Below are 11,430 nucleotides of genomic sequence, written 5' to 3'. Positions count from 1 at the left end.
ATACGAAACTTAAGTTAATGAGATTTAATACAACAATATTTTCAACATTATTGTTGACAGTATGCTTATTGCTGACGGGCTGCACAAAGACAAGGAAAGCGGCCCGCACGGCTGACGTGCAACCAGAGATATTTCCCGACTATAAGGGAGTGACTGTGCCCGTAAATATTGCTCCGTTGAATTTCATGATTGATGGAGCGGAGCATATCCAGGCTACGTTTATTGTCGGCGGTGAGGAACTGGCGACGGTATGCGGCAGCGAGGGCGTGGTGGATATTCCTGTTGACGAATGGCAGGAGATGACTGCAAAGGCAGCGGGAAAGACCATTGAAGTGGAAGTGTCGATGTGGAATGACAACTATCCCGACGGCATTAAATACAAGCCATTCTCAGTCAACGTGTCAAAGGACGAAATCGATCCTTGGATAGCTTATCGCTTGATAGAGCCTGGATATGAGTCATGGAGATATATGGGTATTTATCAGCGTGAACTCAGTAGCTTCGACGAAGATGAGATAATCACCAACAAGACATCAAAGAGTGCGTGTGTCAACTGCCATAACTTTGACCGTCGTTCGGCTAAGCGTATGATGTTTCACGCACGCGGCGCCAACGGAGGAACCATCTTCCTTGAGAATGGAAAGACACAGAAGGTGAAGCCTGAGATGAGCGTGGTCTATCCGGCATGGCATCCCGAAGGGCGCTTCATTGCCTTCTCGTCAAACGTCACCCGACAGAACTTCTATGCAGAGGGCAGACAGCCTGTAGAAGTCTTTGACCTTACGTCTGACCTCGTCATCTATGACACCAAGGAGGAAAAGATAGTAAAAGACCCGAGATTTCTGACTGAGGAGACTTTGGAGACCTTCCCTGGATGGTCGCCCGACGGCAAGTGGCTTTATTTCTCTTGTGCTCCAAAGAGAGATATGCCTGCTGACCGTAAGAATCTTCACTATAGCATCATTAGGGTAGATTTTGACGCTGCCAAGGGTACATTAGGCAATCGTGTTGACACGGTATATAACGCAAGGACTCAAGGAGGAAGTGCGTCGTTTCCACGTGTCTCACCCGATGGCCGTTATCTGCTCTTTACACTTGCCGACTTCGGTACTTTCCCCATCTGGCATAATGAGGCTGACTTGAAGATGATTGACCTCACGACAGGTGCTCCTGTGGAGATTAATATATGGAATGACAAGGGCAACACCGATAGTTATCACTCATGGTCGAAGAACGGCCGCTGGGTGATGTTCTCCAGCCGCAGGCTCGACGGCAGATATACCCGTCTGTTCATAGCCTATCTCGACAAGGACGGCAAGCCATGCAAGCCTTTCTTGCTTCCACAACGAGACCCGCGTCAGAACACTCTGCGCCTGAAGTCGTTTAATATTCCCGAATTCATGGATGGCAGGGTGGAGATGCCAAAGAATACGATAGAGTTATTTGAATGTGAAGACAATATAATAAAGTGATGAAAAACTGCAAATTACCTCTATATATACATGTCTGTATTTATGCTGTGACGTTGTTCGTGGTGTTGTGGTGTGTGTGGTACTTCTGCTATTATCACAGCCTCCTTTGGCTTGAGGGCTTTAGCTATTTCTCTACACTGCCCGACGTGTTGTCGTTGTCGGCAGTTCTCCCCGACGACATATTGAAATATGCAGGCGCATTTCTGCTCCAATTCTATTATTATCCCGCCGTGGGTGCGGCGTTGCAGGCACTTTTTGCAGTAGTGATAATGCTCTGTGCAATGGTGGTTGTGATACGTCTTTTCGACAATCCTTCCCGCCTGCTTTGGCTTGCGGCGTTGCCAGTGCCGTTCTTTGTCGGCGAACAATACTGGGACTTTACCCTCACACGCTCACTTACATGGATTATCGTCTCTGTGGTGATAACAGCCGTGGTGACTGTGATTACTATATGGAAGCGTATGTCACTGCACATTCCTTCGTTGCTGTCGAGGGGGGTTGTGGAAGTGCTCGCGTCTGTTGCTATTTTGGCCTTCTCCGTATATAATCTCGGATATAAGAATAAAGGTTGCATCGAGTATGAGAATCTCTGGAAGATGCAACGTTTAGCTGAGACACGCCAGTGGGACGCCCTACTTGAAGTCGCCACTCCTGACAAAGCCGAGACGAACATCTTTGCCCAACGCTATGCTGTGCTTGCACTATTGGAAAAAGGTGAATTGGCAGAGCGTATGTTCCTTTACAATGTGTCCCAGCCCGATGATTTCTGGTTGACAGGCCGTAACGAACCGATGAGCCGCATGTATAATGCACAGCTCTTTAGCTCGCTTGGAATGCCAAATGTCGTGATTCATAATGTATTCCAACAACAGGTACAATCGGGTTTCGGTGTCAGTTTCGACGTGCTCAGGCGATTGGTCGAAACAAATATCGATGCCAAAAACTATGCGCTTGCTAAGAAGTATATGGATATATTAAGCCATTCCACTGTAATGAAGCACTGGGTTGACGAGAGAAGACCACAGTTGGAAGCTATAAAGAATGTCAAGCCCACAGCTGAGGCAGACTGTGTGCAGTTCTCCTCTTCCGACATCTTGGTTATGATTTCAGAAATGTGTAACCTCTATCCTGACAACCGTAAATGTGCTGATTTAGTGCTTTGTGGCCTCCTCGCAGAGAAGAACTGTAAAGACTTCTATCTCGCCTTCAAGGTGATTGCCAACACGCAATATGCCCATGGAGAGCACATTCCGCGCTACTATCAGGAAGCTCTTATGTTGATATCTGTCAATACACCAAAGGCGCTTGACGGATTTACTATTGACAACGAAGTGCGTGCAGAATTTCAGGAGGTGAAAGAGTTGGTGAAAAATGGTGATAAAGCGCGCGTAAAGTCCATTTATCCCAACACCTTCTGGGCATATTATTTCTGATTGTCGAGTATCTGTCATTATTCTATTAGATTGCATTAGGAGAAAGATTATTTTCCCTCTCCCGCGACCAAAATATTGCTCCCACACGTGGAATTTATTTTTTCCTCGCGTGGTAGCAAAACTCCACCCTGTCGCCCCATGATACAATGGGCAATAGACAATTTCGCGGATATTATCAAGGACAGGAAGAAAAGTTCAAAGAAATAGGGAGAGGGACTTCAAAACAGTAAGCTTGTTTGTAGATAAAAAAATGAGGTAGATACGAACAAATGGGATATATTATTTGCATATATAATAAATAATGTGTAACTTTGCGCCTCTTTTCAAAAGGATAATAGGATAAAAACAGTGGAGAACAACAACAATAATAATATATCGAAGTCGCACGCCACGGTATTCATCACCGTGGCTTTAGTGTTTGTGGCTCTGCTCGCCATGTACCAGATGCCGGCCATAACCATTGGCGACTATACGCTCAGGGAGGTGAAAATACTCTCTGACATCGACGACCTTAGACAGATAAACGACAAGCTGCCGCCGCTGCCCGAAGTGCCCTCGGTCGTTGCTGCCGACTCTTCGCAGTCGCAACAGCTATCAGCAAAGAAAGTGGTGACGGCTGCAAACGACATCATCACCGACTACTCTGGTGGCAACAGCGGCGGACTGGGACACTTCTACCAATGTCTCGACAGCGTGGAGACGATGGGACGACCGGTGAGAATAGCTTACTACGGCGACTCGTTTATCGAGGGCGACATTCTCACAGCCGACATTCGCGACATACTACAGCAGCGATATGGGGGCTGCGGAGTGGGATGGGTGGATTGCGCCAAAGGCACCAACGCCTTCAGACCCACGGTGAGAATAGTGTCTGACGGCTTCATACCTCATCTCACAAACGAAAAGCCTTTCGACAGCAGCCGACAGGGCATAAACCAGAAATACTACACACTGAACGGACATGCAAGGCTGACCTACAAGGCATTGACCTTCCGCGGGAGACGGTCAACATGGCAGAAGGCAAGGCTGTGGTTTACTACACAACAGCCCATGACGGTGACCATAGGTAACGACTCCAACGCCGTGAGACATGAGTTCCAGTCGTCACCAAGCATACAATACCTTGAGACCAACGGCAGGGCAGACGCCATTACATATAACATTGAGGCGGGCGAGGGAACAACAGTGTTTGGCGCGTCGCTCGAACCAGTGAAAGGCATTGTGGTGGACAACCTCGGACTGCGCGGACTGCCTGGATTCTCGTTGGCAAAGATACCCGACGCCACGCTGAGGCAGTTCTACCGTATGAGACCTTACGACCTGATAATCATCCACTACGGAATAAACTGTGCAGCTGACGGCAATCCGGAATCGTTTTACAAGGCTTATGTGAAGAAGATGACGGAGATCGTGGAGAAGATCAAGCGTGCGTGTCCCGGAGCTTCGATCATGGTATGTAACGTGAGCGACCGCGACCAACGCTCGGCCGACGGAATACGCACCATGAACGCGGTGAAGAAGTTGGCAAGATACCAGCGACAGATAGCCTCAGAGAGCGGAGTGGCGTTCTTCGACCTCTTCAATGCCATGGGAGGCGACGAGTCTATGGCAAAGTATGTGGAAAAAGGATGGGCTAACAAAGACTATATTCATATAAACTTCGAAGGCGGAAAGCACCTTGCCGAGATAGTGTGTAAGGAACTGCTCGGAGTGAAAACCGTTGACACTCAGGCGGTAGCCGACGGCGAAATGGAAGACAGCATCGCCAAGACTGCTGCCGAGGAAGAGAACCACGTCGCCGACTCATCGCTCGCCGCCAACTCTAACCTCAATAGGGAAAAGACAGTTGCCTCTACCCACGACAGTGGAGAGACAGTTACCTCTACCGACGTATGGCAGAGGCTGACAAAACAGCTGACTTACGACAAGGCGTCGCCGCTGATATTCAGCAGCGGACTGTTTATGGCAATGTTTGTGGTATTTACGCTCTTCTACTATATGTTGTCGGGAAAGACCACGGCAAAGCTGATGTTTGTCACGCTTTTCTCTTATTACTTCTACTACAAGAGCAGTGGCCTGCATTTCGTGCTGCTCGCCGCAGTCACCACCACCGACTATCTCATTGCTCGCTGGATGGCTCGAGCCACGAAGGGTAGGGGAGCGTTGCTTTCGCTGAGCATACTCACCGACCTCGGCCTGCTGTTTTATTTTAAATACACCAACTTCTTCGGTTCGATCTTTGCAGGACTCAGCGGCTGTCAGTTTACGCCGCTCGACATAGTGCTGCCCGTAGGCATCAGCTTCTTCACATTCCAGAGCATGAGCTACACCATCGATGTCTATCGTCGCCGTCTGAAGCCTGTAGGCTCGTGGCTCGACTATGCCTTCTACGTGTCGTTCTTTCCGCAGCTTGTGGCAGGACCGATAGTCAGGGCGCGCGACTTCATACCGCAGATCCGCCGTCGTGGCGGAGTGAGCGAGACGATGATGGCGCGTGGAGTGATGATGATAGCCATGGGACTGGCAAAGAAGGCGATAATAAGCGACTACATCAGCCTCAACTTCGTGGACCGTGTGTTTGAGAACCCTCAGCTCTATACTGGCTTCGAGAATCTTCTTGGCATCTATGGCTACACCTTGCAGATCTACTGCGACTTCAGCGGCTATAGCGACATGGCCATTGGCATTGCCCTGCTGTTGGGCTTCCACTTCCCCGACAACTTCAACGCTCCGTTCAAGAGTGCGAGTGTGACAGAGTTCTGGCGCAGGTGGCACATCTCGTTGTCGTCGTGGATTCGCGACTATGTGTATATTGCCTTTGGTGGCAACCGTCATGGCAGTGTGCGCACATACACTAACTTGCTTTCGTCGATGTTGTTATGTGGACTGTGGCACGGAGCGAGCTGGAATTTCGTGGTGTGGGGCGGTGTGCATGGAGTGCTGTTAGCCTTTCATAAGTTCTTCAGTCAGACGGTGTTGGGGCGCAGTCGCCATTACAGGTCTCGTGGCATAAGGCGTGTGGCTGGAGTGGTGTTGACGTTCCATGCCATAGCGTTGTTGTTTATGGTGTTCCGCATGCCCGACCTTGGCTCTTGCATGACGATGCTCTGGCAGATTGTTGGAAGTTTCCATGCAGAGATGGCGTCTGAAGTGATGAAGAGTTACTGGATAGTGATGGCTCTGATGGCTTTTGGCTATGCTTCACATTACATCAGCAACCGCTTTCTCAGTCGATGTGTCTTGGCGTTGAAATCAGGCGGTCTGCTGCTTCAGGTCTTTGTGCTTGTAGTTGTGGCGTATATCATTGTCCAAGTGAAGAGCAGCGAGATCCAGCCGTTTATCTATTTCCAGTTTTAGGGGAAAATTATAGCTTATATTAGCAAAAAAGAGAACGAGGGAGACAATCATGCCATAGTATGAATATTCCTATTGCCTTATAGGGAATTTCCCTTGTGAAATAAGCAAAATGACATTACCTTTGCCGAAAAATAACAAAAAGTGATTATTATGAAAAGTAGATTATTTATCATTATGTTGCTCTCTTGCATGGCATTTGGAGCAATTGACGCCCAGGCTCAGGACTTCAGGCGCAAGCGTGAGCCAAGAGAAGAAAAACTGTTCTGTCTAAGCGACGACAAGTTTGCCATATTATACGATAAGGTGAAGAATGCCAGTTTCGACGACCGCAAGATGGATCTCATTGAGGTGGCAAGTCTTGGGGCGTTTTATTCATGTGAGCAGTGTGCGTCGATAATGAGCATTTTCTCATTCGGCGACAAGAAGTTAGCGGCTCTCCGTTTTATGGCACCACGCATCATCGATCCCCGCCATGCCTATCTGATTTACGAGTCCCTCACCTTCCAGAGCGAGAAGGAAGAGGCCGCAAGGATTATCGGCGGTTGTAGAAACCATTAGGAACTCAACTTTCGGAAGTAATTTTTTTAAACCACAGAGATAAGGAGGAAAAGAGATTGTTGCTTTATATAGAGTAGGTCGCAAGCGACGGAGAACGCAGAGTTTCTATGCTGCTGTTGTCATGCGCAGCCCTCTAAGAACCCAAAATGCCTTGGCATTCAATCTCTTACATAGTACAAACGCTCTTAATCTCTTAAACTCTGAGGTTTATACAAAACCCTTATACATTTGGAATTTCCACTTCCGAAAGTTGAGTTAAGTACTTCTCGTCACCCGCATAGGCTGTGGCATAGCCGGCTTCTCTCCCGACGAGATAGCTCCCCTCTTTGCCGAGGCGGCAGCAGTGGAAAACATCTCCCTGCCAGATGATTTCTGGGAGGAGATATAATGGTTGTTATTAATTGAGTTAAAAGGAGTTATTCACTCCGAACTTAGGCGGTATTTTGGGCATTAACCTGCGCATTCCTGACATATCAGCCGCAGGCAAACCTGCGCACTATTGACATTTTTTAGAATAATAAACTTGCGCATTCCAGATTTATTGAGTAACTTTGCAGCGAAAAATACATAAAAAGCAAATGTTATGAGGGTATTCAAGCGCAAGATTTACAATAAGTTGAAGAACTGGAAAAGCGAAACGGGAGGGACAAAGGCCCTTCTGGTAGAGGGAGCACGCCGTATCGGGAAGTCAACCATAGTGGAGGAGTTCGCAAAAAACGAATATCGAAGCTATATACTAATCGACTTCAACCTGGCGAGCGACACTGTCATCTCCGCCTTTAACAATTACCTCAACGACCTTGACACGTTTTTCATGATAATCGAGTCGGAATACAATAAAAAACTGTATAGAAGAGAATCGGTTGTCATATTTGATGAAATACAGCGTTTCCCCAAGGCTCGTCAGGCAGTGAAATACCTTGTTGCAGATGGCAGGTTTGACTATATTGAAACAGGCTCACTAATATCCATTAAAGAAAATGTGGATGGCATCACCCTCCCCTCGGAAGAGAGGCGACTGGCTATGTATCCCATGGACTTTGAGGAATTTGCATGGGCATTGGGCGACGAGATGATGGTAAGCTACATCAGGAAGTGCTTTGATAAACTCATGCCTCTCGAACAGTCATTGCACGCTAAGGCAATGATGATGTTCAGGCAATACATGATAGTTGGAGGAATGCCCCAAAGCGTGCTTGCATATATTGATAACGACAGAGACTTCAGACAAGCCGACATGGAAAAACGCGATATTCTTGAAATGTACAGGAACGACATTATGAAGATTCATTCTTCATACAAGTCAGGAGTAATTGCCCTGTTTGACCAAATTCCCGCCTTCCTGTCACACAAGGAACGGCGTGTCGTCATGAACAGACTTGACAAGAACGCCACTTTCCCAAAATATCACGACACATTCTTCTGGCTTGCTGACTCGATGATGGTCAACCAGTGTTTCAACTGCTCCGACCCTAACGTTGGTTTGTCGTTGAACGAAGACCGCACCTACGTGAAATGTTACATGTGCGACACAGGACTGCTTGTAAGCCATACATTCAGCGAGAATGAGATTACGGACAATGACCTTTACCGCGAACTGCTGTTTGGCAAGATGTCCATAAACGAGGGTATGTTCTATGAGAATGTAATATCCCAAATGCTTGTGGCAAATGGGCATCGTTTGTTCTTCTATACCAAATACAATGAAGAGAAGCACAGAAACGATATTGAGATTGACTTTCTGATATCCAACAACAGTAAACTGAAATACAAAGTATATCCGATTGAGGTGAAGTCAAATGACAGATACACGATAAAATCATTGCAAAGGTTTGAAGAGCGATTCCGCCAGCGGATAGATGGATGCTATGTCATTCATCCCAAGAACCTCAAGGTGGATGGAAACACTGTTTTCATTCCTGCGTACATGACATTCTGCCTTCAGTATGTTGACACCAAAGGGCATTGGACTGCTTGATTATCTGAATAGTATATGTGAAAAATGAAGAAACTTGATTACGAATACTGCCATGCTGCCCCAGTCCTGGAATGGATGAGCCAGAAATGGGCAGAGAATACACTAACCCAAAGGTAAGTTTGGACAGCTCCTTTATTAACCTCTGACACCAAAGATTTGGGGATTTTCCTACATTTTCGGGAAAAAGATTTGGGGATTTTCCTACATTTTTGGAAAAAAGATTTGGGGATTTTCGGTTTTTTATTATCCCTGTCGAATCATAACTGTTCAACGGGGATATAAATAGAGGATGAGAGATTATCGTTTTGACAGATACTCCTTGGTCAGGACGACAGAGCAGAGTTTGTTCACCTCTTTGTTAAGAGATTTCTGTTCGCATTTGTCAAGACCAGAATACTTGCCGCCATGTTCCTTTAGGAAATCATTGAGCACATCCTTGCAGAACATTCCCAACACCTTGCCGGTGTCCTTGGGGAACGAAACTTCTCCAATGTGGCTTATTACATTGGCAAGGCGATTCTCATTTACGTATGCCTCTACCATGGCAACAAGTGCTTTATTCCACTATCGAGCCAGTAGTAGTTTACCCTCGGGTGTGATGCTTTTCAACCTTTATCCCTTTGCTCCTTGTGACTGTAACTGAATACCTTATTCACTTGATAACTGAATACCTTATTCACTTGATAACTGAATACCCTATTCACTTGGTAACTGAATACCCTGTTCTCTTGACAACTGAATGCCCTGTTCACTTGACAACTGAATGCCCTATTCACTTGACAACTGAATGCCCTGTTCTTATGACCTTAGGATACCCTGTTCTTATGATATAAGAATAGGCATTCTTGGACATTTCTTATATTAAGCATTTTGTGTTTTTTTACTGCTACTACTGCCACCTTTGAGGTTAAACATTTAATAATCGTGGAGTTCGTTGATTTCTCTAATCTCTTCGTTTCTGCCTATTAATGTGTCCATACTTCTTTTATTGCAATTTCGCCACAAAGATACAAAAAAGAATTGATTTGGCGGAATATATATACTGAAAGCCGCCAAACTATAACAATATTTCCCATTTCTGGCGGAATATACATATCAAATTCCGCCAAAGGGGTATGAGCGATGGGCCTAAACCATACGGCATTTTGATATTTAAGCCACAGAGATAAAGAGGAAAAGAGATTGTTGCTTTATATAGAGTAGGTCGCAAGCGACGGAGAACGCAGAGTTTCTATGCTGCTGTTGTCATGCGCAGCCCTCTAAGAACTCAAAATGCCTTAGCATTCAATCTCTTACATAGTGCAAACGCTCTTAATCTCTTAAACTCTGTGGTTTATACAAAACCCTTATACATTTGGAATTTCCACTTCCGAAAGTTGAGTTAAGTACTTCATAAACTTGAAATAGTAATAAAGCGTGACGTTACGTTTGCAGAGACGTAACGTTACGTTATAAACGGCGTGAGGTGGATTAAGATTTGCTTGCAGGTTCTTCGTCAAAATAGCTGCCATTCTCCATGTTTCGGCCTTCAGCCAAGCAAGTGTTGAATCTCTCCCTTGCCTGACGCTCACGCATGAACATCATGCGCGTGCCCTCTGCATCTTCTTTGAACGCGAGGTGGTTGTCGATGTTCATCTGTCCTGCCATGCCCTCCACGTCGAGGTTGTCGGTGCCGATGAGGGTGAAGGTCCATCCCTGCTTCTTCATCTTGTCTATGAGCGTCTTTATCATGCGCAGGGAATATTCCAGAGAACTGTTTTCCTCGCCGTCGGTGATGATGGTCACCAGGACGTTGTCGTGCTCGGTGGTCTGTGCGTTGAGCTTCGAGATGGCTATGCCGATGGCGTCGTAGAGCGGTGTGCCTCCGCAGGGATTATAGTCGTTGGGACTGAGACGGTGTACCGACTCCGCCTTCACGTTGTCGTATTTGAATGTCCTGTGACCACTGTCGAAGGTGAGCAGCGATATGCGCTGTTCCATGTCGGGGTGTAGTCTCTGCATCTTCTTCACCGTGTCTATCGTCTCGTTTATGCCAGCGAGAGCCTGACGCTCTATCACACACATCGATCCGCTCTCATCCACGATAATCATGTTGAATACTCGTTTCATAATTCATTTCTCCTTTTACATTAAATGTGTTAAACTATTGTTGTGAACTTAATATTTCGACGTCGTTTATCTTTTAAAAGAATAAAAACGATAAAAAATTAAGTGGAACATGAAGAAAAATGAAAAAAAACTTGTAAATTTGCCCTCAGATACAGATAAAAGGCAAATGAAGATGACGAAAAAGGACATTGACTCACTGTCGGACAAGGAGATTGTGGATGGGCTGAAACGCAAGGACGAACGCATCACGAGGGAGTATTTCTATAAATACTGCCGCATAGCCTACGCCATATATAATAATAGGTATGGACTCGAAGGCAAGCCTGGTCTTGACTTCTACAGCATAGCCCATGAGTATTACCTCTCGCTCGACCGCCATGACTTCCGCCAGCTCGACGACCGCAGTCAGTGGGTGAAGCTGAAGACTTGGATGGTGAACGGTTTCCGCTTCGTGCTGCTCGACCGATTGAAGGCATATAAGACCGAGTTTGAGATATGCTCGATGGAGGAGAGGGTGGGGAAG

The 11,430-nt window shown here is 46.5% G+C and carries 7 protein-coding genes and 1 pseudogene; 6 read left to right on the top strand and 2 right to left on the bottom strand.

All coding sequences use genetic code 11. The features are described from left to right. The first annotated feature begins 17 nt into the window (after positions 1 to 17). The 6 genes and pseudogenes from CIK99_RS06275 to CIK99_RS06250 all read left to right on the top strand — a co-directional run bounded on the left by CIK99_RS06275 (position 18) and on the right by CIK99_RS06250 (position 8,798). The gene (locus CIK99_RS06275) at positions 18 to 1,472 is read left to right on the top strand and encodes a PD40 domain-containing protein (RefSeq protein ID WP_094380699.1); all 1,455 of its coding nucleotides are present in this window, start codon (positions 18 to 20) and stop codon (positions 1,470 to 1,472) included. After that, complete coding sequence (locus CIK99_RS06270) at positions 1,472 to 2,905, top strand: DUF6057 family protein (RefSeq protein ID WP_094380698.1); 1,434 nt, start codon at positions 1,472 to 1,474, stop codon at positions 2,903 to 2,905. The genes CIK99_RS06275 and CIK99_RS06270 overlap by 1 nt, the downstream gene beginning before the upstream one ends. Before the next feature lie 435 nt (positions 2,906 to 3,340). Beyond that, positions 3,341 to 4,558, top strand: a pseudogene (locus CIK99_RS16030) (GDSL-type esterase/lipase family protein); the annotation flags it as partial. Positions 4,559 to 4,807: 249 nt separating this feature from the next. Further along, positions 4,808 to 6,262, top strand: a complete 1,455-nt coding sequence (locus tag CIK99_RS15740) for an MBOAT family protein (RefSeq protein ID WP_254047744.1) — start codon at positions 4,808 to 4,810, stop codon at positions 6,260 to 6,262. Positions 6,263 to 6,412: 150 nt separating this feature from the next. After that, on the top strand, positions 6,413 to 6,820 hold the full coding sequence (locus CIK99_RS06260) for a DUF4476 domain-containing protein (RefSeq protein ID WP_094380696.1): 408 nt from the start codon (positions 6,413 to 6,415) through the stop codon (positions 6,818 to 6,820). 583 nt (positions 6,821 to 7,403) lie between these two features. Further along, on the top strand, positions 7,404 to 8,798 hold the full coding sequence (locus CIK99_RS06250) for an ATP-binding protein (RefSeq protein WP_094380695.1): 1,395 nt from the start codon (positions 7,404 to 7,406) through the stop codon (positions 8,796 to 8,798). 297 nt (positions 8,799 to 9,095) lie between these two features. Here the strand turns inward: CIK99_RS06250 and CIK99_RS06245 are convergent, their stop codons facing one another. Together CIK99_RS06245 and CIK99_RS06240 are read right to left on the bottom strand one after the other, a co-directional pair. Next, a complete protein-coding gene (locus tag CIK99_RS06245) occupies positions 9,096 to 9,341 on the bottom strand; it encodes a hypothetical protein (protein ID WP_094380694.1) in 246 nt (81 codons plus the stop codon). 927 nt (positions 9,342 to 10,268) lie between these two features. Continuing rightward, positions 10,269 to 10,907 carry a VWA domain-containing protein gene (locus tag CIK99_RS06240; protein WP_094380693.1) on the bottom strand — a complete coding sequence of 213 codons (639 nt, stop codon included), beginning with the start codon at positions 10,905 to 10,907 and terminating at the stop codon, positions 10,269 to 10,271. Positions 10,908 to 11,430: the final 523 nt, after the last annotated feature.

Source organism: Prevotella sp. P5-92 (genome assembly GCF_002251245.1).
Classification (GTDB): domain Bacteria; phylum Bacteroidota; class Bacteroidia; order Bacteroidales; family Bacteroidaceae; genus Prevotella.
Note: the sequence above shows the minus strand (reverse complement) of the source record. Positions and strands in the feature narration are given on the sequence as shown.

Bases quoted from the DNA above. Each gene is read 5' to 3' on its own strand.
- CIK99_RS06270 (WP_094380698.1), top strand. From the start codon at position 1,472: ATGAAAAACTGCAAATTACCTCTATATATACATGTCTGTATTTATGCT.
- CIK99_RS06260 (WP_094380696.1), top strand. From the start codon at position 6,413: ATGAAAAGTAGATTATTTATCATTATGTTGCTCTCTTGCATGGCATTT.
- CIK99_RS06250 (WP_094380695.1), top strand. From the start codon at position 7,404: ATGAGGGTATTCAAGCGCAAGATTTACAATAAGTTGAAGAACTGGAAA.
- CIK99_RS06245 (WP_094380694.1), bottom strand. From the start codon at position 9,341: ATGGTAGAGGCATACGTAAATGAGAATCGCCTTGCCAATGTAATAAGC.
- CIK99_RS06240 (WP_094380693.1), bottom strand. From the start codon at position 10,907: ATGAAACGAGTATTCAACATGATTATCGTGGATGAGAGCGGATCGATG.
- CIK99_RS06275 (WP_094380699.1), top strand. From the start codon at position 18: ATGAGATTTAATACAACAATATTTTCAACATTATTGTTGACAGTATGC.